This is a genomic window from Pseudoxanthomonas sp. J35 (genome assembly GCF_000513995.1).
Lineage (GTDB): Bacteria > Pseudomonadota > Gammaproteobacteria > Xanthomonadales > Xanthomonadaceae > Pseudoxanthomonas.
This window is the reverse complement of record NZ_AZVB01000010.1, coordinates 67,888-93,211: the sequence shown is the minus strand read 5'-3', so window position 1 is coordinate 93,211 and position 25,324 is coordinate 67,888. Positions and strand designations below refer to the sequence as shown.

Sequence of the window (25,324 nt, the reverse complement as noted above, 5' to 3'; positions counted from 1 at the left end):
ACGACGAAGCCCGCCTCACGGCGGGCTTTGTTTTTGGTAATTCCTAAGCAAACCGGACCAAATCTGAGAGGATTTGGTCATGAAGCGATGTCCCGGATGTGCAGGTTGTCGGCACTATCGCCTGGGGGACGGACGTCTGAAGTGCCGCGCCTGCGGGCTGCGTTTCACGTGGACGTCGGTGTGGGACTCGGTACGACTGCCCACAGCGACGAAGGCACGCCTGCTGGAGTTGTTCGTGCTGGGCGTGCCGTCGTACCGGCAGCGGTTCCTATCCGATACCAGCGCGGTCTCGCGGGAGCGGTTTTACCGGCTGGTGCGTGGCTGCTGTGCGCTGGTGGAGCAACTGCGCGAGCCGTTCGAAGGCGCCATCGAGTGCGACGAGACCACCTTTGGCGGCGCCCGTAAGGGCAAACGGGGCTGGGGCGCGGCGGGCAAGGTGATCGTGTTCGGGCTGGTCAAGCGCAACGGCTGCGTCAAGGCGATGCCGATCCCGGCCCATGACCGGGTATCGGTCATGCGGGAGATCGAGGCGCACACCCGGGAAGGCGCGCTCTACTACACCGACGAGTGGCAGGCCTATGCCACGCTGAAGCTGCGCGGCGAGCACGTGATGATCCGCAAGGAGAAGGGTCGGCCTGCCGGGCGGGATCACATCAACGGCATCGAGGGCTTCTGGAGCTACGCCAAGAACTGGCTCTACATGTACCGTGGCGTGCCCCGGCAATACTTCCACCTGTACTTGGCCGAAGTTTGCTACCGGTTCAATCACCGGCACGAGAACCTGCAACCCTTGCTGTACAAGCTTCTCAAGCAGATCTCGATCCAGGAGATACGCCCAATTCTGGTCCGGAAAGGTTAGGAATTACCTTGTTTTTTCCCCAGGGCCCTTCTCCCGGGGAGAGGGGGCCGGGTCACAGCTCCCGCAGGTCCAGCCGCCGCAGCTTCGGTGCCTTGACCGCGGTGGTGGCGACCACGCCGAGGGTCACGCAGCCACCCAGTACCACCGCCGGCACCAGGCCCAGCAGCCGCGCCATCGAACCGGCGTAGAACGCGCCCAGCTCGTTGGACGAGCCGATGAAGATGCCGTTGATCGAAGCGACCCGCCCGCGCATGCCGTCGGGGGTGACCAGCTGCATGATCGTGCTGCGCAGGACCACCGACACGCCGTCGCACACCCCCGACAGCAGCAGGAAGAAGGCCGACAGCCAGAAGTGCCGGGACAGGCCGAAGCCGATGATGCACAGGCCGAAGCCGGCCACCGCCCACAGCAGCAGGCGCCCGGCGTGGCGCCCCGGCGGACGCCGCGCCATCACCAGGCCGACCGCCACCGCGCCCAGCGCCGGCGCGCCGCGCAGGATGCCCAGGCCCTCCGGGCCGTAGTGCAGGATCTCGGCGATGAAGGCCGGGGCCAGCGAGATCGCGCCGCCGAACAGCACCGCGAACAGGTCCAGCGCCTGCGCGGCGAGCATGACCTGGGTGTTGAACACGAAGCGGAGGCCTTCCCGGATGCTGCGGAACACCGGCGCGCGCGGCCCCTCGGGGCGCGGCTCCTCCACCCGCAGCGCCAGCAGCACCGCGCCGGCGGCGATGGCCAGCGCCGCGGCCGTGCCGTAGGCGGCGGTCTTGCCGGCCCAGCCGACCAGCACGCCACCGAGCGCCGGGCCGCAGACCATCGCCGCCTGGAAGGCGATGCTGCCGAGGCTGGCGCCGCGCGCGAACTGTTCGCGGCGCAGCACCTGGGCGAACAGCGCGGTGTAGACCGGGGTCAGGAACGAGCGCACCAGGCCGGTCAGCACGATCGCGCCGTAGATCGGCCAGGTCCGCCCCGGCGCCAGGTGGCCCGAGGCCGCCAGGACCAGGAGCAGGGCGGTGGCCGCCAGGCCGGCGCAGGCCAGCGCGCCCAGGCGCCGCTTCGGCAGGTGGTCGACCAGGTAGCCGGCGAACAGCGCCGTGCCGATGTACGGCAGGACCTCTGCCAGGCCGACCAGGCCCAGGGCGAAGGGATTGCGGGTCAGTTCGTAGACGTGCCAGCCGACGGTGACCGCGACCACCTGGTAGGACAGGATCGCGCACAGCCGGTAGCCGAGCAGGACCCGGTAGCCCGGTTCGTGCAGGGGCGAACGCGCCGCGGTGGTCGCTGCGTCCGCCGCCACCTCAGGCCTGGGCCTGCGCGGTGTCGCGGATGAAGGCCAGCAGCGCGGCCAGGCCGTTGCTGCGGGTCGGCGACAGGTGTTTGGCCAGGCCGATGTCGGCAATGTAGGACGGGTCGGTGGCGAGGATCTCCCCGGCCGGACGCCCCGAGTACACGCGCAGGGCCAGGAAGATCAGCCCGGAGACGATCGCCGAGTCGCTGGTGGCATGGAAGTCCAGGCGCTGGCGGTTGCCCTGCGGCACGATCCAGACCATCGACTGGCAGCCGTGCAGGCGGTGCTCCTCGGTCTTCCACTCCTCGGGGAAGGGCGGCAGCTTGCGGCCGAGATCGATCAGGTACTGGTAGCGCTCGGACCAGTCGCCGAAGAAGGCGAACTCCTCGCGGATCGCGGCCTGGGCCTCGGCGGCGGTGGGTTCGAGGGGGAAGGGGGTATCGGTCACGGGGTTCTCGTGGTGGTTGGCGGCCATCCCTGGCGCGGACGGGCGGTTCCGCACCGCCTGGCCCGGCATTCCGGCCGGGCATGGGGAAGCGGTGCCTGGGTCAGGCCCGCTTCCAGCGGACGCCCTGCGGCGTGTCCTCCAGCAGGATGCCTTCGCCGGCGAGCTGGTCGCGGATCGCGTCGGCACGGGCGAAATCGCGCGCCTTCTTGGCCGCGGCGCGCTCGTCGACCAGGGCCTGGATGCGGGCGTCGTCGTCGCCGGAGGCGCCGCGGTTGAACCAGGCTTCCGGTGCCTGCTGCAGCAGGCCCAGGGCCAGGCCGGCGCCGAGCAGTTCGGCCTTCAGCCGCGCCTGCCCCGAAGGATCGGTGGCCTTGCGCGCCTCGCCGGCGATGCGTGCGATTTCGGCCAGCGCCAGCGGGGTGTTGAGGTCGTCGTCGAGCGCGTCCTCCACCGCCTGCGGGATCGCCGGGGCGGCTTCGATGGCGGCCAGGTCGCGCAGGGTGCCGTAGAGGCGGTCGAGCGTACGCACGGACTGCTCGATCAGCGCATCGGTCCAGTCCAGCGGCTGCCGGTAATGGGCCGAGAGCAGGGCGTAGCGCAGCGCCTCCGGCGGGTGCCGGCGGACCAGGTCGTGGACCTTCTCGATGTTGCCCAGCGACTTGCTCATCTTGGCGCCGCCGAGGTTGAGCATGCCGTTGTGCAGCCAGTAGCGGGCGAAGACGGCGCCGCCGTGGGCGCATTCGCTCTGCGCGATCTCATTCTCGTGGTGCGGGAACTGCAGGTCGATGCCGCCGGCGTGGATGTCGATGGTGCGGCCCAGGTGGGTGCCGGCCATCGCCGAGCATTCGATGTGCCAGCCCGGGCGGCCGCGGCCCCAGGGCGAGTCCCAGCCCGGCAGTTCCGGGGTGGAGGGCTTCCACAGCACGAAGTCGCCCGGGTCGCGCTTGTACGGGGCGACCTCGACGCGGGCGCCGGCCAGCATCTCCTCGGTGTCGCGGCGGGACAGCTTGCCGTAGCCGGGGAAGCTGGCCACCGCGAACAGCACGTGGCCCTCGGCCGCGTAGGCATGGCCGCTGTCGACCAGGCCCTGGATCATTTCCACCATCTGCGCGATATGGCCGGTGGCGGTGGGCTCGATGTCCGGGGCGAACTCGCCTGCCACGCCCAGCGCGGCCATGTCCTCGCGGTAGGCGGCGGCGAAGCGGTCGGTGATCGCCGAGATCGGCACGCCCTGCTCGAGCGCGGCGGCGTTGATCTTGTCGTCCACGTCGGTGATGTTGCGGGCGTACTTCAGCGCGCCGTAGCGGCGCCGCAGCAGCGCCGCCAGCACGCCGAACACCACCGGCCCGCGGGCGTTGCCGATGTGCACGTAGTTGTAGACCGTGGGCCCGCAGACGTACATGGTCGGGGCGGCGGGATCGAGCGGCTGGAACGGTTCGACCTGGCGCGTGAGGCTGTTGTACAGGCGCAGGGACATCGGCACGGGGCGGCGGGGACGGAAGCCTGGAATTCTAGCGTGCCGCAGTGCGGCATCGACCGCCGGCGCGGGCGGCGGCGCGACCGGGACGCCCGTGCCCGGTCCGGCCGGAGTGGAGCGGTTCAGCGGGCTGCAAGCCGCCCCGCCTAAACTGGCGCCTCCGTACCGACGTCACCGGACCCGATGCGCCGTCTGCTGGAACTGTCATTGCTGGGCATGGCCTGCTGTTCGCCGCAGGCGATGGCTGCCCAGGAGCCAGCCCAGCCGCCGCCCGAGCGCCTCCGCGTGTCGCCGGTGGAGAACGTCAAGGTCGATTACGCCCACGTGCTGCGCGTCGAGCCGGTCTACCAGACCCTGCGCGCGACCCGCACCGAGGAGCAGTGCGACCCGGTGCCGGCCCCGGTGGAGCGCCCGGCGCAGCGCGAGGAGCCCGGCGTCTTCAGCCGCATGGTCGACTCGGTCAAGGATTTCTTCTCGGGCGAACAGCGGCCCGCGCCGGCACCGGCCCCGGTGCACGCCCCGGCGACGCGGCAGAACTGCCGCCTGGTCCAGGTCGACCGCCAGTTCCAGCGCCCGATCGCCTATGACGTCGACTACGTCTACAAGGGCACCAAGTACCGTTCCCGCCTCGCCGAGGACCCGGGCAACCGCCTGAGGGTCCGGGTTTCGGTGACCCCGTGGGAAGAGGAACCGGCCCTGCCGGCGGCCCCGACGCCCTGATGCCGCTTGCACCCGCCGCGGGTGCGTGAGAACATCGCGGGCTCATGAACACCGACCTGCAGCCGCACGCCGCCAGCGCCGCCCGGATGGCCTCCGGGATGACCTCGCGTGCGCGCCGACCGGAATCCCGCACTTCCGCTGGGTGACCGGAGCGTCGTGCTGTCCGTTCGAAAACCCAGCCCCAGGCTGGGTTTTTTCGTTTCCGGCCCCCGCGGAAAGTTTCAACCGCAAGAAAACACCCCGGCACCGCCGGAACGTCACCACCGCAAGGAACGATCGATGTCGCTCAAGCACTTCCTCAATACCCAGGACTGGAGCCGCCCGGACCTGGACGCGTTGCTGACCCAGGCGGCGCTGTTCAAGCGCAACAAGCTGGGCAGCGAGCTCAAGGGGCGCTCGATCGCGCTGGTGTTCTTCAACCCGTCCATGCGTACCCGCACCAGCTTCGAGCTGGGCGCGTTCCAGCTGGGCGGCCACGCCATCGTCCTGCAGCCGGGCAAGGACGCGTGGCCGATCGAATTCGACCTGGGCACGGTGATGGACGGCGACACCGAGGAGCACATCGCCGAGGTGGCGCGGGTGCTGGCCCGCTACGTCGACCTGATCGGCGTGCGCGCCTTCCCGAAGTTCAAGGACTGGAGCTACGACCGCGAGGATCGCGTGCTCAAGGCCTTCGCCAGGTATTCGACGGTGCCGGTGATCAACATGGAGACGATCACCCATCCCTGCCAGGAGCTGGCCCATGCGCTGGCCCTGCAGGAGCACTTCGGCACCAGCGACCTGCGCGGCAGGAAGTACGTGCTGACCTGGACCTACCACCCCAAGCCGCTGAACACCGCGGTGGCCAACTCGGCCCTGACCATCGCCACCCGCCTGGGCATGGACGTGACCCTGCTGTGTCCGACGCCGGAGTACATCCTCGACGAACGCTACATCGGCTGGGCGCAGCAGAACGTGGCCGAGAGCGGCGGCTCGTTCCAGGTCAGCCACGACATCGAGGACGCCTACCGCGGAGCCGACGTGGTCTACGCCAAGAGCTGGGGCGCGCTGCCGTACTTCGGCAACTGGGAGCCGGAGAAGCCGATCCGCGACCAGTACAAGCACTTCATCGTCGACGAGGCCAAGATGGCCCTGACCAACAACGGCGTGTTCAGCCACTGCCTGCCGCTGCGCCGCAACGTCAAGGCCACCGACGCGGTCATGGACTCGCCCAACTGCATCGCCATCGAAGAGGCCGAGAACCGCCTGCATGTGCAGAAGGCGGTCATGGCCGCGCTGGTGCGCGGCCGGTGATTCGTGATTCGTCACTGGTGATTCGTGATTTGAAAGAGCAGCCACGAATCCCCTGTTCCATCGCCTTCTACTGGTTTCCGAGAGAGATCGTCCCCCATGTCGCAGCAGCCCGCTTCTTCCAATCACCAATCACCAATCACCAATAACGCCGCCACCAGCCGCGACATCGTCCTGGCCTTCTCCGGTGGCTTGGACACCAGCTTCTGCGTGCCCTACCTGAAGGAGCAGGGCTGGAACGTGCACACCGTGTTCGCCGACACCGGCGGCGTGGACGCCGAGGAGCGCGCGTATATCGAGCAGCGCGCCGCGGAGCTGGGCGTGGCCAGCCACGTCACCGTCGACGGCGGCGGCGCGATCTGGGACGGCTTCGTCAAGCCGTTCGTGTGGGCGGGCGAGGGCTACCAGGGCCAGTATCCGCTGCTGGTCTCCGACCGTTACCTGATCGTCGACGCCGCGCTCAAGCGCGCCGCCGAGCTGGGCACCAATGCCATCGCCCACGGCTGCACCGGCATGGGCAACGACCAGGTCCGCTTCGACCTGGCGGTCAAGGCGCAGGGCGACTACCGCATCGTCGCCCCGATCCGCGAAATCCAGAAGGAGCACACCCAGACCCGGGCCTACGAGCAGAAGTACCTCGAGGAGCGCGGCTTCGAGGTGCGCGCCAAGCAGAAGAACTACACCATCAACGAGAACCTGCTGGGCGTGACCATGTCCGGCGGCGAGATCGACAAGTGGGAAGCCCCGGGCGAGGGCGCCCGCGGCTGGTGCGCGCCGCGCGCGGCCTGGCCGGCCGAGCCGCTGAGCGTGACCCTGAAGTTCGTCAACGGCGAAGCGGTCGAGCTGGACGGCAAGCCGATGGAGGGCGCGAAGATCCTGGCGCGCCTGAACACCATGTTCGCCCAGTACGGCGTCGGCCGCGGCATGTACACCGGCGACACCGTGATCGGCCTGAAGGGCCGCATCGTGTTCGAGGCCCCGGGCCTGACCGCGCTGCTGGCCGCGCACCGCGCGCTGGAGGAGGCAGTGCTGAGCAAGCAGCAGAACCGCTTCAAGCCGGACGTGGCGCGCAAGTGGGTGGAGCTGGTCTACGAAGGCTTCTACCACGATCCCCTGAAGACCGACCTGGAGGCGTTCCTGGCCTCCTCGCAGGCCAAGGTGAACGGCGAGGTGGTGCTGGAGACCCGCGGCGGTCGCGTGGACGCGGTGGCGATCCGTTCGCCGCACATCCTCAACGCCAAGGGCGCCACCTACGCGCAGTCGGCCGACTGGGGCGTGGAGGAGGCCGAAGGCTTCATCAAGCTGTTCGGCATGAGCAGCACCCTGTGGGCCGAGGTCAACCACTGACGACGCGGCATGGCTGCCGGCGCCGGCGGGGCTGACCTGCCGGCGCGGCCGCACGGCCGACTCCTGAGGAATCCGTGAGCATGGACCGCCTGCGCATCAGTACCGACCGCGACGAGCTGGACGTGGACATGATCCACCGCTTCCTCTCGCAGGAGGCGTACTGGAGCCGCGGCATTCCGCGGGAGACGCTGGAGCGGGCGATCGCCGGTTCGTTGTGCTTCGGCGGTTACCTCGACGGCGAAGGCCAGGTGGCCTTCGCCCGGGTGACCACCGACGGCGCGACCTTCGGCTACCTGGCCGACGTGTTCGTGCTGCCGGCCTGGCGCGGTCGCGGCTACAGCAAGCAGCTGGTGGCCGCGGTGCTGGCCCATCCCCGCTTGCAGGGCCTGCGCCGGTTCATGCCGGCCACCTCGGACACCCGCGGGCTGTACGCGCAGTTCGGCTTCCAGGCGCCGGCCCGGCCACAGACCCTGATGGAAATCGTGCGCCCGGACATCTACCAGGCGCAGGCCTCCCACTCCTGATACAGACGCACATGACCGACCTGCTGCAATCCACCCTGGCGCACCTCGAACGGCTGGTGTCCTTCGACACCCGCAACCCGCCGCGTGCGATCGCCGCCGAGGGCGGGATCTTCGGTTACCTGCGCGCGAACCTCCCGGGCTTCGAGGTGCAGGTCGTCGACCACGGCGCCGGCGCGGTCAGCCTGTATGCGGTGCGTGGCAAGCCGAAGTACCTGTTCAACGTGCACCTGGACACGGTGCCCGATTCGCCGCACTGGAGCGCCGACCCGCACATGATGCGCCGCCTGGATGACCGCGTGGTCGGCCTGGGCGTGTGCGACATCAAGGGCGCGGCGGCGGCGCTGGTGGCCGCCGCCAATGCCGGCGACGGCGACGCGGCCTTCCTGTTCTCCTCCGACGAGGAAGCCAACGACCCGCGCTGCATCGCCGCCTTCCTCCAGCGTGGCGTGCCGTACGAGGCGGTGCTGGTGGCCGAACCGACCATGGGCGAGGCGGTGCTGGCGCACCGTGGCATCTCCTCGGTGCTGATGCGCTTCAAGGGTCGCGCCGGCCATGCCTCCGGGCAGCAGGATGCGGCCGCCAGCGCGCTGCACCAGGCGGTGCGCTGGGGCGGCCGCGCGCTGGACCACGTGCAGTCGCTGGCGCATGCGCGCTTCGGCGGCCTCACCGGCCTGCGCTTCAACATCGGCCGCATCGAGGGCGGGATCAAGGCCAACATGATCGCGCCGGAGGCGGAGCTGCGCTTCGGCTTCCGTCCGCTGCCGTCGATGGACGTGGACCAGCTGCTGGCCACCTTCGCCGGATTCGCCGAGCCGGCCGCCGCGCACTTCGAGGAAACCTTCCGTGGGCCGAGCCTGCCCTCGGGCGACATCGCCCGCGCCGAGGAACGCCGGCTGGCCGCCCGCGACGTCGCCGACGCCCTGGGCCTGCCGATCGGCAACGCCGTGGACTTCTGGACCGAGGCCTCGCTGTTCTCCGCCGGCGGCTACACCGCGCTGGTCTACGGCCCCGGCGACATCGCCCAGGCGCACACCGCCGACGAGTTCGTGACCCTGGCGCAGCTGCAGGGCTACGCCGCGTCGGTGGACCGCATCATCAACGGCCCGCGCTGAACCTCCTTCCGACCCGCCGGCGCAGGCCGGCCTCCTTCCGAAACCGAAACCCTCCCGTGAACGTTGCCGCCACCCCCAACCAGATCCAGACCCGCCAGACCATCGTGCGCCTGCTGTCGAGCATGGCCAGCGCCAAGGAGATCAGCCAGTACCTGAAGCGCTTCTCCCAGGTCGACGCCAAGCGCTTCGCCGTGGTCAAGGTCGGCGGCGCGGTGCTGCGCGACGAGCTGGACGACCTGACCTCCTCGCTGTCGTTCCTGCAGGAGGTGGGCCTGACCCCGATCGTGCTGCACGGGGCCGGTCCGCAGCTGGATGCCGAACTGTCGGCCGCGGGCATCGAGAAGAAGACGGTCAATGGCCTGCGCGTGACCACGCCCGAGGCGCTGGCGATCGTGCGCCGCGTGTTCCAGTCGGCCAACCTCGAGCTGGTCGAGGCGCTGCAGCGCAACGGCGCGCGCGCCACCTCCATTACGGGCGGCGTGTTCGAGGCCGAGTACCTGGACCAGGCGACCTACGGCCTGGTGGGCGAAGTCAGGCGCGTGAACCTGGCGCCGATCGAGGCCAGCCTGCGCGCTGGCTCGATCCCGGTGATCACCAGCCTGGGCGAGACCGCCGGCGGCCAGATCCTCAACGTCAATGCCGACTTCGCCGCCAACGAGCTGGTCCGCGAGCTGCAGCCGTACAAGATCATCTTCCTCACCGGCACCGGCGGCCTGCTGGACGAGCAGGGCAAGGTGATCGACTCGATCAACCTGTCCACCGAGTACGAGCATCTGATGCAGCAGCCGTGGATCCACGGCGGCATGAAGGTGAAGATCGAGCAGATCAAGGACCTGCTGGACAAGCTGCCGCTGGAGTCGTCGGTCTCGATCACCCGCCCGGCGGACCTGGCCAAGGAACTGTTCACCCACCGCGGTTCGGGCACCCTGGTGCGCCGCGGCGAGCGGGTGCTGCGCGCCACTTCGTGGGCGGAACTGGACCTGGGCCGGATGAAGGCGCTGATCGAGTCCAGCTTCGGCCGCGAGCTGGTGCCGGACTACTTCGAGCGCACCGACCTGCTGCGCGCCTACGTCAGCGAGAACTACCGCGCCGCGGTGGTGCTGGTGCGCACCCCCGAGGGCGTGTACCTGGACAAGTTCGCGGTGCTGGACGAGGCGCAGGGCGAAGGCCTGGGCCGCGCGGTGTGGAACGTGATGCGCGAGGAGACCCCGGAGCTGTTCTGGCGCTCGCGCCACAACAACCAGGTGAACATCTTCTACTACGCCGAGTCCGACGGCTGCATCAAGCAGGAGAAGTGGAAGGTGTTCTGGTACGGCATCGACGGCCTGGACCGCATCGGCCGCTGCGTCGCCCACTGCGGCACCCGCCTGCCCACCCTGGTCGGCTGACATGGACGGCGCATCGGCGAACCTCTGGCGCGAGGTGCCCACCCTGGTGGGGCGGCACGCCGTGCTCGAACCCCTGGCCGCGAGCCATGCCGACGCCTTGCGCGCCGTCTCCGCGCAGGGCGGGCTGCACCGGCTCTGGTACACCAACGTACCGGCGACAGGGCGGGTCGACGCCTACATCGAGGCGGCGCTGGAGGCGCAGGCCGAAGGTCGCGTGCTGGCCTTCGCGGTCCGCGACGCCAGCGGCGAGGTGGTCGGCACCACGCGCCTGTACGGGCTCGAGCCGGAGGTGCCGCGGCTGTCCATCGGCTACACCTGGTACGCGCCGCGCGTGCAGCGCACCGGGCTGAACACCGAGTGCAAGCTGATGCTGCTGCGCCACGCGTTCGAGAACCTGGGCTGCGCTTCGGTCTGTTTCGAGACCAGCTGGTTCAACCAGCAGTCGCGCCAGGCGATCGCGCGCCTCGGCGCGAAGCAGGACGGCGTCCTGCGCAACCACAAGCGGCACGCCGACGGGACGCTGCGCGATACCGTCGTGTTCTCCATCCTCGACACCGAATGGCCGGGGGTGCGCAGCCACCTCCGCTTCCGACTGGATTCACACGCATGAGCAGGAAATATTCCATCGGCATCGTCGGCGCGCGCGGGCATACCGGCGCCGAGCTGATCCGCCTGGTGGCGGCGCACCCGGAGCTGGAACTGGCGTTCGTGTCCTCGCGCGAGCTGGACGGCCAGCGCGTGGCCGGGCACAACGACGCCTACCAGGGCGAACTGCGCTTCGAGAACCTGGCCCACGACCAGATCGCGGCGAAGGGCGCGGACGTGGTGGTCCTGGCGCTGCCCAACGGCAAGTCCGGCGAGATCGTCGCCGGCATCGATGCCAACGCCCCGGACACCATCGTCGTCGACCTGTCCGCCGACCACCGCTTCGACCCGGCCTGGTACTACGGCCTGCCGGAGATCACCCGCGGCAGCTACGCCGGGCAGAAGCGGATCAGCAACCCGGGCTGCTACGCCACGGCGATGCAGCTGGCGATCTGGCCGATGCTCGAGTACCTGGCCGGCCCGCCGCAGTGCTTCGGCGTGTCCGGCTATTCCGGCGCCGGCACCACGCCCTCGGACCGCAACAATCCCGGGCTGCTGCGCGACAACCTGATGCCGTACGCGCTGGCCGACCACATCCACGAGCGCGAGGTGTCCTCGCAGCTGCGCGTGCCGGTGGAGTTCATGCCGCACGTGGCGCCGCATTTCCGCGGCATCACCATGACCGTGAACATGTGGCTGCGCGAACCGCTGAAGGCCGATTGGGTGAGGGCGCGCTACGAGCAGCGCTACGCCGGCGAGCCGCTGGTGGACGTGGTCGAGCAGGCGCCGTGGGTCAGCCGCATCGCCGGGCGCCATGGCGTGGAGATCGGCGGCTTCACCGTGGCCCCGGGCGGCAAGCGCCTGGTGGTGGTGGCCACCCTCGACAACCTGCTCAAGGGCGCGGCCACCCAGGCCATGCAGAACATCAACATCGCGCTGGGGCTGCCCGAGCTGGCCTCGATCCCGGCGTTCAAGGAGAGTGCCCATGTCTGAGCTGCTGTGGCAGAAGCCCGGCGTGGCGGTGGACGCGCAGATCCAGCGCTTCCTCGCCGGCGACGACGTGATCCTGGACCGCGAGTTCTTCCTGCACGACATCGCCGCCAGCACCGCGCACGCCGAAGGCCTGCAGCGCATCGGCATCCTCTCGGCCGACGAGCTCGAGGGGCTCAAGCGCGAGCTGGCGGTCCTCGCCGACGACTTCCGCAGCGGCGCCTTCGTGCTGGACGAGCGTTACGAGGACTGCCATTCGGCGATCGAGGCGCGACTGACCGAGCGCCTGGGCGACGCCGGCCGCAAGATCCATACCGGCCGCAGCCGCAACGACCAGATCCTGGTCGCGACCCGGCTGTGGCTGAAGGAGAAGCTGGGCCGCGTCGCCCAGCTGTCGCGCGAGGTCGCGCGGGTGGCGCTGGACCGCGCCGCCGCCGAGAAGGACCTGCCGATCCCCGGTTACACCCATATCCAGCGCGCCGTGGTGTCCTCGGCGGGCATGTGGTGGGCCGGCTGGGCCGAGGCCTTCATCGACGACGCGATCCGCGCCAGCGACACCTTCAAGCTGGTCGATTGCAACCCGCTGGGCACCGCCGCCGGCTATGGCGTGAACCTCAGACTGGACCGCGAACACACCACGCAGGCGCTGGGCTTCGCGCGCATGCAGGTCAGCCCGGTCTATGCCCAGCTTTCGCGTGGCAAGTTCGAGCTGGCCGCGCTGGAAGCCCTCGGCAGCGCCACCCTGGACCTGCGCCGCCTGGCCTGGGACCTGTCGCTGTACACCACCGCCGAGTTCGGCTTCGTATCGCTGCCGGCGCAGTACACCACCGGCAGCTCGATCATGCCGAACAAGCGCAACCCGGATGTGATCGAGCTGATGCGCGCCACCCACGCCAGCGTGGCCGCCGCGCGCACCGAGATCGAGCAGCTGCTGTCGCTGCCTTCGGGTTACCAGCGCGATCTGCAGGCTTCCAAGGGCGCGATCTTCCACGGCTTCAGCCGCGGCCTGGCCGCGCTCGAGCTGCTGCCGGCGCTGCTGGCCAACCTGGAATGGCGCGAGGAAAGACTGCGCGCGGCGATCGACTCCGGAATGTACGCCACCGACGTCGCGGTCGAAGCGGCCATCGCCGGCGTGCCGTTCCGCGAAGCCTACAAGGCGGCCGCGGCTTCGGCCGATTCGGCCGGGCAGGGCAGGACCCCGGAAGGCAGCCTGGCCGCGCGCACCTCGCCGGGCGCGGCGGCCGACCTGCGCCTGGCGGAGCTCGAGTCGCGCTGGGCCGCGCTGGCCTGAAGCATCGGCCGGCCGGCGCCCGACGCCGGCAGGTACCGCGGTAACGCGGGCAGCACGCTGCCCGCGGCAGTGCACCAGGGATCGCCGACAGGAAGGAGCACCATGAAGCACTACCTCGTCATCGCCACGCGTCGCCCGGACTTCGATCCGGCGGTGGTCGCGCCGCACCTGGCGTACCTGGACGAGCTGCACGCGCGCGGCCTGCTGGGCAGTGCCGGCGGCTTCGCCGACGGCACCAGCGGCGCCTACGTGCTGCAGGGCGTGGCCAGCCTGGCCGAGGCGCAGGCCATCGTCGACGCCGATCCGCTGGCGCTGGCAGGAAACTCGGACCTCGCCGTACACGAATGGAAGCTCGCCGACCGGAGCGGCCGCTGAGCGCATGAACACCGCGTCCCCGCTCGAGAACCTGCAATCCCTGCCGGCCTGGCGCCGCGCCGTGCTCAAGGTCGGCAGCAGCCTGCTCGCCGCCGACGGCGGTGGGCTGTCGCCGCGTTTCGCCCTGGGCCTGGCCCAGTTCGTCTCCTCCAGCATCCTCGCCGGACGCGAGGTGGTGATCGTGTCTTCCGGCGCGGTCGCCGCCGGCCGCGCGATCCTGCCGAAGGCGGCCGAGGCAGGCGCCACGATGGCGGCGCGCCAGGCCCTGGCCGCGCTTGGCCAGGCGCAGCTGATCGGGTTGTGGCAGCGCTTCTTCGAGCGCCCGGTGGCGCAGGTGCTGCTGACCCACGACGACCTGCGCAACCGCCGCCGCTACCTCAACGCCCGCGCCACCCTCAACGAGCTGCTGGCGCTGGGTACGCTGCCGGTGGTCAACGAGAACGACACCGTCTCGGTGGACGAGCTCAAGCTCGGCGACAACGACAACCTCGCCGCGATCGTGGCCGCGCTGATCGATGCCGACGTGCTGTTCATCGCCACCGACATCGACGGCCTGTACGAGGCCAACCCGCGCACCCATCCGGCGGCGAAGCTGGTGCCGGTGGTGGCCGAACTGGGCGCCGAGGTCTTCGCCATGGCCGGTGGAAGCGGCAGCGCGGTCGGCACCGGCGGCATGCGCACCAAGCTGGAAGCGGCGGCCAAGGCCGGCGCGGCCGGCATCGACACGGTGCTGTTCAACGGCCGCCGCGCCGAGGTCGTGCGCGAACTGGCCCACGACCGCCTGCACGGCACCCGCATCCGCGCCGCGCGCAGCCGCATCGCCGCGCGCAAGTACTGGCTGCGCCACGCACCGGTGGAGCCGGGCGCGATCCTGGTCGACGCCGGCGCCGCCGCCGCGCTGGCGGGGAAGGGGGCTTCGCTGCTGCCGGGCGGGGTGCTCGGCGCCGAGGGCGAGTTCCGCCGCGGCGACATGGTCGAGGTGGTGCTGCGCGATGGCGCCGGCGAGCGCCGCATCGCCCGCGGCCTCAGCCAGTACTCCGCGGTGGACGTGCGCCGCATCGCCGGCCGCCACTCGCGCGACATCGAGGCCGTCCTCGGCTACAACTATGGCGGCAACGTGATCCACCGCGACGACCTGGTGCTGCTCTAGGCTGTCGCGATTCCACCCCACAGGAACGGGCGCCACCATGACCGACATCAGGACCCAGGCCTTGCAGGCACGCGACGCGGCGCTGGCCATCGCTGCGCTGGGCACGGACGGGAAGAACGCACTGCTGCGGGCGATGGCCGACGCGCTGGAGGCCGACGCCGCGGCCATCCTCGCGGCTAACGCGCGCGACATCGAGGCCGCCGCGGCGAAGGGCGTCGGCAGCGCCATGCAGGACCGCCTGCGCCTGGACGAAAAGCGCCTGCAGGGCGTCGCCGATGCGCTGCGCGAGGTCGCTGCGCTGCAGGACCCGGTCGGTCAGGTGACCCGTGCCTACGAGCGTCCCAATGGCATCCATGTCGAACGCGTGCGCGTGCCGCTGGGCGTGATCGCGATGATCTACGAAGCGCGCCCGAACGTGACCGCCGACGCCGCCGCGCTGTGCCTGAAGGCCGGCAACGCGGTGATCCTGCGCGGCGGCTCGGAGGCGATCCATTCCAACACCGCCATCGCCGCCGCGCTCAAGCGCGCCCTGCGCGAAGCCGGCCTGCCGGAAGCGGTGGTCACCCTGGTCGAGGACCTGCGCCGCGAAACCATCCTGGAGCTGGTCCAGCTCAACGGGATCGTCGACCTGGTGATCCCGCGCGGCGGCGAGGGCCTGATCCGCTTCGTCGCCGAACACGCGCGCGTGCCGGTGATCAAGCACTACAAGGGCGTGTGCCACCAGTACGTCGACGCGCCCGCCGACCTCGGCCTGGCGATGGACCTGCTGGTCGACGGCAAGGTCTCGCGCCCGGCCGCGTGCAATTCGCTGGAAACCCTGCTGGTCCATGCCGACGTGGCTGCCTCGTTCCTGCCGCGCGCGGCGCGCGAGCTGCGCGAACGCGGCGTCGAACTGCGCGGCTGCGAGCGCAGCCGCGCGATCGTCCCGGACCTGGTCGAGGCGACCGAGGACGACTATGCCGCCGAGTACCTGGACCTGATCCTGGCGGTGCGCGTGGTCGACGACCTCGAGCAGGCCATCGAACACATCCAGCGCTACACCTCCGACCACACCGAGGTGATCGTCACCGCCGACGCCAGCCACGCCGAGCGCTTCGTCCAGGCGCTGCGCTCGGCGGTGATCATGGTCAACGCTTCCTCGCGCTTCTCCGACGGCGGCGAGCTCGGTCTGGGCGCCGAGATCGGCATCTCCACCACGCGCCTGCATTCCTACGGCCCGATGGGCCTGGAAGCCCTCACCGTCGAGCGCTTCGTCGTCCGCGGCGAGGGGCAGGTGAGGCACCCGGACCTGCTCGGATCGACGTAACGGCGCTGCGCCCTGGCCGGCCGCCCGCGGTTGGTGCCCCTGTAGAGCGGGGCTCGCCCCGCTGCTCTTCCATCTGTCGAACGGACCCGCCCCGTGGCCGGCGTCCGGCAACGACAGCCGCCGGCAACCGTGACGCCCGCGTAGGCGCGACAGCGCAAAGCGACCGCAACAGCAACAGCATTGGGGTGGTTGGTTCCGGGCGGGGCCGCCGCCCCAAGGGGGCTGGCGCATCGCGCGGTTCCGCCGTCCATGGCTCCAACGCGCGACCGCAGGCCATCCATGGCCTGCTTGCGCCCGCCCCCTTGGGGCGACGTCCTCCGGGCGCTTTGCGGCCATGGCTTCTATCGACGTCGAGGAAAGCCCGTCATCCCACCGCTCGCAGGGCCGGGAGCGAGCTGCCCCTGTAGAGTCGGGCTTGCCCGACTCCCCCGCCTGATGTTCCAGCGCGCATGAAAAGCAGCGGGGCAAGCCCCGCTCTGCAAGAAGCGCGCCGTGTCATGGCCCTCCGGAAGAGAAGGGAGACAGGAACGAAGCCGCGACCGGAACACACCCGAAGACGCGGTAGCGCGGGCATGGCGAAGCGTCTCGCTGGATGATGCGGTTGGAAAGCTGGTGCGTGGCGACGCGCCAGACGTCGCCAGCGCCCGGGCTCATTCCCGGCGCGGCGCAAGCGGCACATGGATGTGCCGCGGTCGCGCGTTGGAGCAGGACGTGGAACCGCGCGATGCGCCATACCCCCGCGCTGCCGTGGCTCCATCCGAAGTCCGCGCGTTGCCGTTGTCGTTGCTCGGGGTGCCATCAAGCAGGACGGCAGCGGACGCGGCTCACGACCTGCGACCACGCATGGATCGCGAGCTTTACCAGCGCTCCTCGAGCACGCCCGGCCGGCAGGCCTGCCAGGCACCGGCGAGCATCACGACCACGCACAGCGCCAGGAACGCGAACGGCAGCGTCCAGCCGCCGCTGTACTCGTGCAGCAGCCCGAACAGCAGCGGGCCCAGGCAGCTGAAGCCATAGCCCGCGCCCTGCATGAAGCCCGACAGTGCCGCCGACCCGGCGGGACTGCGCGTGCGCAGGTTCACCAGCGTCAGCGACAGCGGGAAGGTGAGCGGGGCCAGCCCGAGCAGGACCACCCACAGCACCGGCGCCGCCATCGGCGCCCACAGCAGCCCCACGAACGAGACCAGGTTGAGGATGCCGCCGGCCAGGGCCAGCGGGAACGGATTGCGCAGGCGCGACGCCAGCGCCGGCACGCCCAGCGCCGCGACCAGGCCGAGCCCGGAGAACAGCGCCACCATCACCCCGCCGAACGCCGCACTGCCGCCGGCGTCCACCATCAGCTTCGGCAGCCAGGTGAACATCGCGTAGCTCACCAGCGAGGTCATGCCGAACATCAGCGCCATGCCCCAGCCCAGCGCCGTGCGCCAGACCCGACCGCGCGCGGGGGCAGGCAACTCCGGTGCCGCGTCGCCGGGTACCACCGCGTGGTCATGCACGCGCGCCAGCCCGCTGTCGGGCCGCCGTTCGGCACGCAGCACGCCCAGCCACGGCAGCATCGCCACCGTGGCCACCAGCATCCACGCGCCCATCGACACGCGCCAGCCGGCGGCTTCCGCGATCGGCACCGCCAGCAGCGCCGGCAGGATCGTGCCGACCTGCAGCACGGTGATGTACAGCGAACTGACCAGGCCGATGCGGTCGGGGAAATAGCGCTTCACCAGCGGCGGCAGGATCACGTTGCCGATGCCCATGCCGGCCAGCGCCACCGCCGATGCCGCGAGCAGTCCGCCGGTGCCGCCGGTGAGCGAACGCCACAGCAGACCGCTGGCCGCCAGGGCCATCGACAGCACCGCGGTGCGTTCCAGCCCCAGCCGATGCGCCAGGCGCGGCGTGCCGACGCCGGCCACGGCGAACGCCGCGGTCGGCACCATGCCCAGCACGCCGGCGATCGCCGGGCCGAAACCGAACTCCGTGCCGAGCACGTCCAGCAGCGGCGTCAGCGAGGTCACCGCGGTACGCAGGTTGAACGCCGACAGCAGGATGCCCGCGAGGACCAGCAGGCGGCCGGAAGTGTGGGCCGCGTCGCCGCGCGGCGAAGGAGTGGCGCTGTTCATTGGTTCCGGAGGAAGGGCAGCGGCACGACGGCGGGCGCGGGGCCCGGATAGCAAAAAACCGGCGCAAGGCCGGTTCCGCTTACCGCTTTTGGATTGGTCGGGGAGACAGGATTCGAACCTGCGACCTCTACGTCCCGAACGTAGCGCTCTACCAGCCTGAGCTACACCCCGACAAGGCCGCAAATTGTACTGGTCGAAGATCGGGTCGGCAAGCTTTCCGGAGAAAATTTTTCGTCTTCCGGCCGTCCGGGCGGCCACCACGTGGGCGGTTCGCGGCCGGCGCGCCCGCGGCCGGCCACTACTCGCCCGGCTTGGCCGCCGCCGACGCCGCGCCGGACGCGGCGCGGCGGGCCAGCGTGGCCTCGCGATGGGCGATGTACGCGTTCGCGCCGAGGATCACCAGCGCGCCGGCCAGGTTCCAGCGGTCGAAGGTCTCGTCGAACAGCAGCCAGCCCATCGCGCCGACGATCGGCAGCTGCATGAAGCTGATCGGGGTCAGCGCCGAGACTTCGCCGAGCTTGAGCGCGCGCGTCCACAGCATGTGCCCGCCGGTACCGAACAGGCCGGCCGCGACCACCCACAGCCAGGTGATGCCCTGCGGCCAGGTCCACACGCCCAGCGCCGGCACCAGCGACATCGGCACCCACAGCAGGGTGGTCCACAGCACGATGCGGTCGGCCGGTTCGGTGGCCGACAGTTGCTTGATCTGGATGGCGACGATGCTCGACAGCAGTGCCGCCAGCAGCGCCACCAGCGTGCCCATGCTGAAGTCCGTCGAGCCGGGGCGCACGATCAGCAGCACGCCGGCGAAGCCCAGCGCCACCGCGATCCAGCGCCGCGCGCGCACCTGCTCGCCCAGCAGCGCCGCCGCGGCGATGGTCACGAACAGCGGCGTGGAATACGACAGCGACACCGCCTGCGCCAGCGGCAGGTGGCCGATCGCCCAGAAGCCGGCCAGCATCGAGGCGATGCCGATCATGCAGCGGAACAGGTAGCGCGGGAACTGGCGGGTGCGCAGCAGTCCCGGGCCGTGACGCAGCAGCAGCGGCAGCGCCACCGCCAGGCCGAAGAAGTTGCGGAAGAAGGCGATCTCGAAGGTGTGCAGGCTGGCGGACGCCAGGCGGATCACCACCGCCATCATCCCGAACAGCACTGTGCTGCCGAGCATCAGCCAGGCGGCGCGCCAGTGCGTGGAAGCGGACGGCGCGGCGGTGGCCATGGCCTTACCAGCGATCCCCGACCACCCGCGGTTCCGGTTCCAGTGCCACGCCGAAGCGTGCGTGCACCGAAGCCGCGATCGCGCGGGCCAGTTCCAGCAGCTGCGTGCCGCTGGCGGCGCCGTGGTTGACCAGCACCAGCGCATGCGCATCGGACACGCCGGCGTCGCCGCGGCGCGCACCCTTCCAGCCGCAGGCGTCGATCAGCCACGCCGCCGACAGCTTGCGGTTCGGTCCGGCGTCGCCGGGGAACACCGGCAGGCGAGGGTGCTCGGCGCGCAGCGTCTCGGCCTGCGCCAGCGGCACGATCGGGTTCTTGAAGAAACTGCCGGCGTTGCCGATCCGCGCCGGATCGGGAAGCTTGCGCCGGCGGATGCGGATCACCGCCTCGGCCACGTCGCGGGCGGTCGGCGCCTGCACGCCGGTGGCGGCCAGTTCCTCGCCGATGCCGGCATAGTCCAGGCGCAGCGGCGCCTCGACGGGCGTGCGCGGACGCAGCAGCTCGAATTCCACCGCGGTGACGATCCAGCGTTCCGGATCGCGCTTGAACGCGCTGTCGCGATAGCCGAACGCGCAGGCCTCGCGATCCAGGCGCACGCGGCTCGCCATCTGGCGGTCCCAGGCCTCGACCGCGACGATGCGGTCGCCCACTTCCACGCCGTAGGCGCCGATGTTCTGGATCGGCGCGGCGCCGACGCTGCCGGGGATCAGCGCCAGGTTCTCAAGGCCGCACAGGCCCTGGTCGAGGCTCCACATCACCAGCGCATGCCAGTTCGCACCGGCCTCCGCGCGCACGCGCACGCGTTCGCCATCGTCGGCCACCACCGCCAGCGCCGAGGCGCCCAGTGCCACCACGGTGCCCGGCGCGTCGCCGGCGAACAGCAGGTTGCTGCCGCCGCCGAGCATCAGCAGCGGCAGGCCGCGCAGCTGGGGCAGGTCCAGCGCCTCGCCCAGGGTCGACAGGTCGTTGACTTCCAGCAGCCAGGGTGCCCGGGCGGGCACCCCGAAGGTATTGCGCTTGGTCAGGTCGGCGTCGCGCTGCAGTCGGTACAGCGCGGTCATGCCGTGCCGCCGCTCGGCGATTCCTTGCGCCGGCGCATCGCCTCCACGCATTCGCCGACCAGCGCCGGACCGCGGTAGATCAGGCCGCTGTAGCACTGCACCAGGCTGGCGCCGGCGGCCATCTTCGCCACCGCGTCGGCGCCGGACATGATCCCGCCCACGCCGACCAGCGGGATCGACTCGGGCAGACGCGTACGCAGGCGGCGCAGCACCAGGGTCGACTGGCCCATCAGCGGCGCGCCGGAAAGCCCGCCGGCCTCGTTGGCGTGGCGGTGGCCCTGCACCGCGGTGCGCGCGGTGGTGGTGTTGGTGGCGATCACGCCGTCCACTTCCAGGTCCGACAGCACGCGCGCGGCCGCGTCGATGTCGCTGTCGCTGAGGTCCGGGGCGATCTTGACCAGCACCGGCACGCGCCGGTCGTGGCGCACGGCCAGCCGCTCCTGCGCCTCGCGCAGGGAGCCGACCAGGCGGCGCAGCGCCTGCTCCTCCTGCAGCTCGCGCAGGCCGGCGGTATTGGGCGAGGAGATGTTGACGGTGACGTAGTCGGCCAGCGGGTAGACCCGCTCCAGGCAGTGCACGTAGTCGACCGCCGCGTCCTCGTTGGGGGTGTCCTTGTTCTTGCCGATGTTGATGCCGAGCAGGCCGCCCTTGCGCTGGGCACGCTCGACGTTGCGCACCAGCGCGTCGACGCCGGCGTTGTTGAAGCCCATGCGGTTGACCAGGGCCTGGTCGCGGACCAGCCGGAACAGGCGCGGCTTCGGGTTGCCCGGCTGCGGCCGCGGCGTGACCGTGCCGATCTCGATGAAGCCGAAGCCCAGCGCCAGCAGCGCGTCGATGTGTTCGCCGTTCTTGTCCAGGCCGGCGGCCAGGCCGACCGGGTTGGGGAACTTGAGGCCGAACACCCGCGTGGGCAGGGGCGGGCGGCGTTCGGCGACCAGGCCGATGGTGCCGGTGCGCCAGGCCAGGTCCAGGGATTTGAGCGCGGTCTTGTGCGCGAGCTCGGCGTCCAGGCCGAACAGGAACGGTCGGGCGATCGAATACATCGGCGGTCAGGAGTTGAGGGCGGCCAGCCAGGCGATCCCGCCCAGGAACGCGAACACGATGAAGATGCCGACCAGGGTCAGCCCCACCGCGAGCCAGCCCAGCACCAGCCCGGCCACGGCCAGGCCGTCGCCGTCGAGGTCGCCGGCGCTCCTGCGGATCTCCGCGCGGGCCATGTGGCCGGTGACGATGGCGATGATCGAACCGAGGAACGGGGCGAGCGTCCAGCCCAGGACCCCGCAGACGAGGCTGACGATGGCTAGGTTGCTGGTACGGCGGATCTGGTTCATGCAGGCCTCGGGGCAGGCCAGGACACGGGGGTGTCCTGCGGGGGAGTCGACCGTGGGGGGGCGGTGTGCGCGCAGATTATTCCAGAAACACGGGCCGGGTCGCCCATGGCGGCCAGGCGGCCGCGTCGTGGCTCACGGCATCCGCCCGTGGCGCAGGGCGAAGTCCCAGTCCGGGCGACCCAGGCTGGCGGCGCGTGCCGCCGCCGTGGCGTGGTCGTAGGGCACGGCCAGCAGCTGGCCCTCCCAGCGGCCTCCGCGGCGTTCCAGCAGCGCGTAGCGCGCATCCGGTGTGCCGGTCCCGACCTGGTGCGGGACCGGATAACCGGTGGTGAACGCCGGCAGGCCCACGCTGCCCGGATTGCAGGCCAGGCGCCCATCGTCCAGGCGCAGCAGGCGCGGGGTGTGCGAATGGCCGCACAGCACCAGGCCGGCATCGTCGGCCAGCGGCTGCTGCAGCCGTGCCGCCACGGCGGTGGCCGCGCTGGGCCGGATGGACGGCGGGTCGAGGTCTTCCAGCAGGTAGTCGAGGTCGCTGCCGGGCGTGCCGTGGCACAGCAGCACGTCCTCGATGCGCAGCAGCGGCGGCAGGGCGGCGATCCACTCCAGCTGGGCCGGCGACAGCGCCTGGCGCGCGTGCGCGTCGGAAGGGGCCAGCGTCGCCGGTTCGCCGGGCAGCTGGCGCTCGTGGTTGCCGGCGATGGTCGGCAGCTGCAGCGGCAGCAGGCGCTCGAGGGTCTCGCGCGGCCACAGCGGGCCGGAGACGATGTCGCCCAGGTTCACCACCAGGTCGCAGCCGCGGCGGGCGATGTCGGCCAGTACCGCGTCCAGCGCCGGCAGGTTGCCGTGGATGTCGGAGATCGCGGCCAGGCGCATCCGGCTCACTCCGGCACGCCGGCGAAGACGCGGGTGTCGTAGGCGAAGTCGACGGTGCCGTCGACCGCGGTGGCGTCGAACAGGCGGCGCAGCGCCTCCAGCATCGGCGCGTGGCGCGGATGGCCTTCGCGCGGGGCGTAGGACGAGGACAGCAGGCGGCCCTTGAGGCTGTTGAAGTCCAGCCGCTGCGCATGCGGGAAGCTGGCCACCCCGCGCATGCCGGCGCCGAACCAGCGGCGCATGTGCGCGTCGTCGCCGTAGCGTTCGGCCACGCTGCTGTAGTCGGTGCCGTATTCCAGAAGCAGCCGTTCGTAGCCTTCCAGGAACGGCGTGCCGGCCAGCCGGCGGGTGTTCCAGTACACCGCGACCAGGCCGTCGCGGCGCAGGATCCGCCGCCACTCCGGCTTCACCGCCTGCTGGTCGAACCAGTGGAAGGCCTGCGCGGCGCTGACTAGATCGACGCTGGCGTCGGCCAGGCCGGTGGCCTCGGCGCGGCCGTCGACGGCGCGGAAGCGCGGGTCGGCACCGAGCCGGTCCTGCGCGGCCTGGCGCATGGCGGCGTTGGGTTCGACCGCCACCACCGGGTGGCCGGCGTCGAGGAACATCTTCGAGGAGATGCCGGTGCCGGCGCCGATGTCGGCGACGGTCCACGTCGGCGCCACGCCCTGCACCTCGTGCAGCCAGCGTAGCAGGGCCGGCGGGTAGTCGGGCCGGTAGCGGACGTAGTCGGCGACGCGGTCGGTGAAGCGCGCGGTGGGGGAGAGGTCGCTCATCGGTGGCCTCGCTCGTGGGGCTGCGCCCGGCGATCATGGCCCGGTGCGGGGCGGGGCGCCAACGTCCCTTCCACCGGTGGCGTCCCGATGCAGGACGGGGCCGCATCGCGGCCCCGTCCGGAGGTGTCACAGGTCGAACTTGATGCCCTGGGCCAGCGGCAGCGAATCGGAGTAGTTGATGGTGTTGGTCTGGCGGCGCATGTAGACCTTCCAGGCATCCGAGCCGGACTCGCGGCCGCCGCCGGTGTCCTTCTCGCCACCGAAGGCGCCGCCGATCTCCGCGCCGGAGGTGCCGATGTTGACGTTGGCGATGCCGCAGTCGCTGCCGGCGGCCGACAGGAACTTCTCGGCGGCCTTCAGGTTCTGGGTGAAGATCGCCGAGGACAGGCCCTGCGGCACGCCGTTCTGCATCTCGATGGCCTCGTCCAGGGTCGAGTACTTCATCACGTACAGGATCGGGGCGAAGGTTTCGTGCTGCACGACCTCGTCGCTGTTCTTCAGGCCGGTGATGATGGTCGGCAGGACGAAGTGGCCCGGACGGTCCAGCTTCGCGCCGCCGGTGACCACGGTGCCGCCGGCGGCCTTGGCCTTCTCGATGGTGGCCAGGTACTGCTCCACGGCGCTGGCGCTGTTGAGCGGGCCCATCAGGTTGGCGGTGTCCAGCGGGTCGCCGATCTTGCCCTCGACCTGCTTGTAGGCCTTGACCAGGGTGTCGAGCACGGTGTCGTAGATGGACTCGTGCACGATCAGACGGCGGGTGGTGGTGCAGCGCTGGCCGGCGGTGCCGACCGCGCCGAACACGATGCCCGGGACGGCCAGCTTCAGGTCGGCGGTCTCGTCGAGGATGATGGCGTTGTTGCCGCCCAGCTCCAGCAGGCAGCGGCCCAGGCGGCGGGCGACCTTCTCGTTGACGATGCGGCCGACCTGGGTCGAGCCGGTGAAGGAGATCAGCGGGACGCGGGTGTCCTCGACCAGCTTCTCCGACAGCGCGGTGCCGGCGTCGTTGATCAGGAAGAAGATGTCCGGGAAGCCGCCGGTCTTCAGCGCCTCGTTGCAGATCTTCATCGAGGCGATCGCGGTCAGCGGGGTCTTGTTCGATGGCTTCCAGATGCACACGTCGCCGCAGATCGCGGCCAGGAACGAGTTCCAGCTCCACACCGCGACCGGGAAGTTGAACGCCGAGATGATGCCGACCAGGCCCAGCGGGTGGTACTGCTCGTACATGCGGTGGCCCGGGCGCTCCGAATGCATGGTGTAGCCGTAGAGCATGCGGCTCTGGCCCACGGCGAAGTCGGCGATGTCGATCATCTCCTGCACTTCGCCGTCGCCTTCGGCCTTGCTCTTGCCCATTTCCAGCGCGACCAGCGAGCCGAGCTTGTCCTTGTTGCGGCGCAGGGCTTCGCCGCACAGGCGGATGGCCTCGCCGCGGCGCGGCGCCGGGGTGGTGCGCCAGACCTTGAAGGCTTCCTGGGCGCGGGCGATGACCGCCTCGTAGTCGGCTTCGGTGGTGGCCTGGACTTCGGCGATCACCTCGCCGGTGGTCGGGTTGGCCGGGCGCAGCACGCCGGCGCCCGTGGCATCGGACCAGCGGCCGTCGCCGAGGTAGGTGCCGGAGTTGGTGGAGCCAAGGCCCAGGGCCTGGAGCAGCGAAGCGGACATGGAATCTCCTGAAGGTGGAAACAGGCACCGGCGGTGGTGTTCGCCGCGGGGCGCCGGAAGCGTGAACGGATTCTAGCAACCGGCGCTGCGCCAGGCCCGCTGGGCTGCAGCAGCGGAGCGAGGGAGGAGGGCCCGGACGGCGCCGCGG

Annotated in this window: 24 protein-coding genes and 1 tRNA gene; 13 read left to right on the top strand and 12 right to left on the bottom strand. The window is 70.8% G+C overall.

Translation table 11 applies throughout. The features are described from left to right. The first annotated feature begins 79 nt into the window (after nucleotides 1-79). Entirely contained in the window at nucleotides 80-859 is a 780-nt protein-coding gene (locus PSEJ35_RS0108165) for an IS1595 family transposase (RefSeq protein ID WP_198014170.1), read from the top strand. Between the two features lie 52 nt (nucleotides 860-911). Here PSEJ35_RS0108165 and PSEJ35_RS0108160 read toward each other — a convergent pair whose 3' ends face one another. The 3 genes from PSEJ35_RS0108160 to cysS form a co-directional block, all read right to left on the bottom strand. Next, a complete protein-coding gene (locus PSEJ35_RS0108160) occupies nucleotides 912-2,153 on the bottom strand; it encodes an MFS transporter (protein WP_028917357.1) in 1,242 nt (413 codons plus the stop codon). 1 nt (nucleotide 2,154) lies between these two features. Further along, nucleotides 2,155-2,592: a SufE family protein gene (locus PSEJ35_RS0108155; RefSeq protein WP_028917356.1), complete on the bottom strand. Its 438-nt coding sequence runs from the start codon at nucleotides 2,590-2,592 to the stop codon at nucleotides 2,155-2,157. 100 nt (nucleotides 2,593-2,692) lie between these two features. Next, nucleotides 2,693-4,069, bottom strand: coding sequence for a cysteine--tRNA ligase (gene cysS / locus PSEJ35_RS0108150; protein WP_028917355.1), 1,377 nt, complete (start codon nucleotides 4,067-4,069; stop codon nucleotides 2,693-2,695). A 183-nt stretch (nucleotides 4,070-4,252) separates the two neighbouring features. Here cysS and PSEJ35_RS15775 point away from each other — a divergent pair, with 183 nt between their 5' ends. The 12 genes from PSEJ35_RS15775 (at nucleotide 4,253) to PSEJ35_RS0108090 (ending at nucleotide 16,147) form a co-directional block, all read left to right on the top strand. Next, nucleotides 4,253-4,789: a hypothetical protein gene (locus PSEJ35_RS15775; protein ID WP_037082794.1), complete on the top strand. Its 537-nt coding sequence runs from the start codon at nucleotides 4,253-4,255 to the stop codon at nucleotides 4,787-4,789. Nucleotides 4,790-5,068: 279 nt separating this feature from the next. After that, complete coding sequence (locus tag PSEJ35_RS0108140) at nucleotides 5,069-6,082, top strand: N-acetylornithine carbamoyltransferase (RefSeq protein ID WP_028917354.1); 1,014 nt, start codon at nucleotides 5,069-5,071, stop codon at nucleotides 6,080-6,082. Nucleotides 6,083-6,178: 96 nt separating this feature from the next. Beyond that, the gene (locus PSEJ35_RS0108135) at nucleotides 6,179-7,426 is read left to right on the top strand and encodes an argininosuccinate synthase (RefSeq protein ID WP_028917353.1); all 1,248 of its coding nucleotides are present in this window, start codon (nucleotides 6,179-6,181) and stop codon (nucleotides 7,424-7,426) included. Nucleotides 7,427-7,506: 80 nt separating this feature from the next. Further along, entirely contained in the window at nucleotides 7,507-7,950 is a 444-nt protein-coding gene (locus PSEJ35_RS0108130; RefSeq protein WP_028917352.1) for a GNAT family N-acetyltransferase, read from the top strand. Between the two features lie 11 nt (nucleotides 7,951-7,961). Next, nucleotides 7,962-9,062 carry an acetylornithine deacetylase gene (locus PSEJ35_RS0108125; RefSeq protein WP_028917351.1) on the top strand — a complete coding sequence of 367 codons (1,101 nt, stop codon included), beginning with the start codon at nucleotides 7,962-7,964 and terminating at the stop codon, nucleotides 9,060-9,062. A 56-nt stretch (nucleotides 9,063-9,118) separates the two neighbouring features. Then, entirely contained in the window at nucleotides 9,119-10,450 is a 1,332-nt protein-coding gene (locus tag PSEJ35_RS0108120) for an acetylglutamate kinase (protein ID WP_028917350.1), read from the top strand. Between the two features lies 1 nt (nucleotide 10,451). After that, complete coding sequence (locus PSEJ35_RS0108115) at nucleotides 10,452-11,060, top strand: GNAT family N-acetyltransferase (protein WP_028917349.1); 609 nt, start codon at nucleotides 10,452-10,454, stop codon at nucleotides 11,058-11,060. Further along, entirely contained in the window at nucleotides 11,057-12,028 is a 972-nt protein-coding gene (gene argC / locus PSEJ35_RS0108110; RefSeq protein WP_028917348.1) for an N-acetyl-gamma-glutamyl-phosphate reductase, read from the top strand. The genes PSEJ35_RS0108115 and argC overlap by 4 nt, the downstream gene beginning before the upstream one ends. Next, nucleotides 12,021-13,316 carry an argininosuccinate lyase gene (gene argH, locus PSEJ35_RS0108105; protein ID WP_028917347.1) on the top strand — a complete coding sequence of 432 codons (1,296 nt, stop codon included), beginning with the start codon at nucleotides 12,021-12,023 and terminating at the stop codon, nucleotides 13,314-13,316. Before argC ends, argH begins: the two co-directional genes overlap by 8 nt. A 102-nt stretch (nucleotides 13,317-13,418) precedes the next feature. Beyond that, entirely contained in the window at nucleotides 13,419-13,691 is a 273-nt protein-coding gene (locus tag PSEJ35_RS0108100) for a YciI family protein (protein ID WP_028917346.1), read from the top strand. A 4-nt stretch (nucleotides 13,692-13,695) separates the two neighbouring features. After that, nucleotides 13,696-14,841 (top strand): glutamate 5-kinase, encoded by a 1,146-nt coding sequence (proB, locus tag PSEJ35_RS0108095; RefSeq protein ID WP_028917345.1) that lies wholly within the window; start codon nucleotides 13,696-13,698, stop codon nucleotides 14,839-14,841. 37 nt (nucleotides 14,842-14,878) lie between these two features. Continuing rightward, entirely contained in the window at nucleotides 14,879-16,147 is a 1,269-nt protein-coding gene (locus tag PSEJ35_RS0108090) for a glutamate-5-semialdehyde dehydrogenase (protein ID WP_028917344.1), read from the top strand. Nucleotides 16,148-17,004: 857 nt separating this feature from the next. Here the strand turns inward: PSEJ35_RS0108090 and PSEJ35_RS0108085 are convergent. The 9 genes from PSEJ35_RS0108085 to PSEJ35_RS0108045 form a co-directional block, all read right to left on the bottom strand. Next, nucleotides 17,005-18,261, bottom strand: a complete 1,257-nt coding sequence (locus tag PSEJ35_RS0108085; protein WP_028917343.1) for an MFS transporter — start codon at nucleotides 18,259-18,261, stop codon at nucleotides 17,005-17,007. Nucleotides 18,262-18,355: 94 nt separating this feature from the next. Next, nucleotides 18,356-18,432 (bottom strand) — tRNA-Pro (locus PSEJ35_RS0108080). 127 nt (nucleotides 18,433-18,559) lie between these two features. After that, the gene (locus PSEJ35_RS0108075; RefSeq protein ID WP_028917342.1) at nucleotides 18,560-19,480 is read right to left on the bottom strand and encodes a DMT family transporter; all 921 of its coding nucleotides are present in this window, start codon (nucleotides 19,478-19,480) and stop codon (nucleotides 18,560-18,562) included. 4 nt (nucleotides 19,481-19,484) lie between these two features. Next, nucleotides 19,485-20,540 carry a UDP-N-acetylmuramate dehydrogenase gene (gene murB, locus PSEJ35_RS0108070; RefSeq protein WP_028917341.1) on the bottom strand — a complete coding sequence of 352 codons (1,056 nt, stop codon included), beginning with the start codon at nucleotides 20,538-20,540 and terminating at the stop codon, nucleotides 19,485-19,487. Next, nucleotides 20,537-21,583, bottom strand: coding sequence for a quinone-dependent dihydroorotate dehydrogenase (locus PSEJ35_RS0108065; protein ID WP_028917340.1), 1,047 nt, complete (start codon nucleotides 21,581-21,583; stop codon nucleotides 20,537-20,539). Before PSEJ35_RS0108065 ends, murB begins: the two co-directional genes overlap by 4 nt. Nucleotides 21,584-21,589: 6 nt before the next feature. Then, a complete protein-coding gene (locus tag PSEJ35_RS0108060) occupies nucleotides 21,590-21,871 on the bottom strand; it encodes a DUF4190 domain-containing protein (RefSeq protein ID WP_028917339.1) in 282 nt (93 codons plus the stop codon). Between the two features lie 132 nt (nucleotides 21,872-22,003). Beyond that, a complete protein-coding gene (locus tag PSEJ35_RS0108055) occupies nucleotides 22,004-22,744 on the bottom strand; it encodes a metallophosphoesterase family protein (RefSeq protein ID WP_028917338.1) in 741 nt (246 codons plus the stop codon). Nucleotides 22,745-22,749: 5 nt separating this feature from the next. Then, nucleotides 22,750-23,517 carry a class I SAM-dependent methyltransferase gene (locus tag PSEJ35_RS0108050; RefSeq protein WP_028917337.1) on the bottom strand — a complete coding sequence of 256 codons (768 nt, stop codon included), beginning with the start codon at nucleotides 23,515-23,517 and terminating at the stop codon, nucleotides 22,750-22,752. A gap of 126 nt (nucleotides 23,518-23,643) precedes the next feature. Then, the gene (locus PSEJ35_RS0108045; RefSeq protein WP_028917336.1) at nucleotides 23,644-25,176 is read right to left on the bottom strand and encodes an aldehyde dehydrogenase family protein; all 1,533 of its coding nucleotides are present in this window, start codon (nucleotides 25,174-25,176) and stop codon (nucleotides 23,644-23,646) included. Nucleotides 25,177-25,324 lie beyond the last annotated feature (148 nt).

Bases quoted from the DNA above. Each gene is read 5' to 3' on its own strand.
- PSEJ35_RS0108165 (WP_198014170.1), top strand. From the start codon at position 80: ATGAAGCGATGTCCCGGATGTGCAGGTTGTCGGCACTATCGCCTGGGG.
- cysS (WP_028917355.1), bottom strand. From the start codon at position 4,069: ATGTCCCTGCGCCTGTACAACAGCCTCACGCGCCAGGTCGAACCGTTC.
- PSEJ35_RS15775 (WP_037082794.1), top strand. From the start codon at position 4,253: ATGCGCCGTCTGCTGGAACTGTCATTGCTGGGCATGGCCTGCTGTTCG.
- PSEJ35_RS0108140 (WP_028917354.1), top strand. From the start codon at position 5,069: ATGTCGCTCAAGCACTTCCTCAATACCCAGGACTGGAGCCGCCCGGAC.
- PSEJ35_RS0108135 (WP_028917353.1), top strand. From the start codon at position 6,179: ATGTCGCAGCAGCCCGCTTCTTCCAATCACCAATCACCAATCACCAAT.
- PSEJ35_RS0108130 (WP_028917352.1), top strand. From the start codon at position 7,507: ATGGACCGCCTGCGCATCAGTACCGACCGCGACGAGCTGGACGTGGAC.
- PSEJ35_RS0108125 (WP_028917351.1), top strand. From the start codon at position 7,962: ATGACCGACCTGCTGCAATCCACCCTGGCGCACCTCGAACGGCTGGTG.
- PSEJ35_RS0108115 (WP_028917349.1), top strand. From the start codon at position 10,452: ATGGACGGCGCATCGGCGAACCTCTGGCGCGAGGTGCCCACCCTGGTG.
- argC (WP_028917348.1), top strand. From the start codon at position 11,057: ATGAGCAGGAAATATTCCATCGGCATCGTCGGCGCGCGCGGGCATACC.
- argH (WP_028917347.1), top strand. From the start codon at position 12,021: ATGTCTGAGCTGCTGTGGCAGAAGCCCGGCGTGGCGGTGGACGCGCAG.
- PSEJ35_RS0108100 (WP_028917346.1), top strand. From the start codon at position 13,419: ATGAAGCACTACCTCGTCATCGCCACGCGTCGCCCGGACTTCGATCCG.
- proB (WP_028917345.1), top strand. From the start codon at position 13,696: ATGAACACCGCGTCCCCGCTCGAGAACCTGCAATCCCTGCCGGCCTGG.
- PSEJ35_RS0108090 (WP_028917344.1), top strand. From the start codon at position 14,879: ATGACCGACATCAGGACCCAGGCCTTGCAGGCACGCGACGCGGCGCTG.
- PSEJ35_RS0108085 (WP_028917343.1), bottom strand. From the start codon at position 18,261: ATGAACAGCGCCACTCCTTCGCCGCGCGGCGACGCGGCCCACACTTCC.
- PSEJ35_RS0108075 (WP_028917342.1), bottom strand. From the start codon at position 19,480: ATGGCCACCGCCGCGCCGTCCGCTTCCACGCACTGGCGCGCCGCCTGG.
- murB (WP_028917341.1), bottom strand. From the start codon at position 20,540: ATGACCGCGCTGTACCGACTGCAGCGCGACGCCGACCTGACCAAGCGC.
- PSEJ35_RS0108065 (WP_028917340.1), bottom strand. From the start codon at position 21,583: ATGTATTCGATCGCCCGACCGTTCCTGTTCGGCCTGGACGCCGAGCTC.
- PSEJ35_RS0108060 (WP_028917339.1), bottom strand. From the start codon at position 21,871: ATGAACCAGATCCGCCGTACCAGCAACCTAGCCATCGTCAGCCTCGTC.
- PSEJ35_RS0108055 (WP_028917338.1), bottom strand. From the start codon at position 22,744: ATGCGCCTGGCCGCGATCTCCGACATCCACGGCAACCTGCCGGCGCTG.
- PSEJ35_RS0108050 (WP_028917337.1), bottom strand. From the start codon at position 23,517: ATGAGCGACCTCTCCCCCACCGCGCGCTTCACCGACCGCGTCGCCGAC.
- PSEJ35_RS0108045 (WP_028917336.1), bottom strand. From the start codon at position 25,176: ATGTCCGCTTCGCTGCTCCAGGCCCTGGGCCTTGGCTCCACCAACTCC.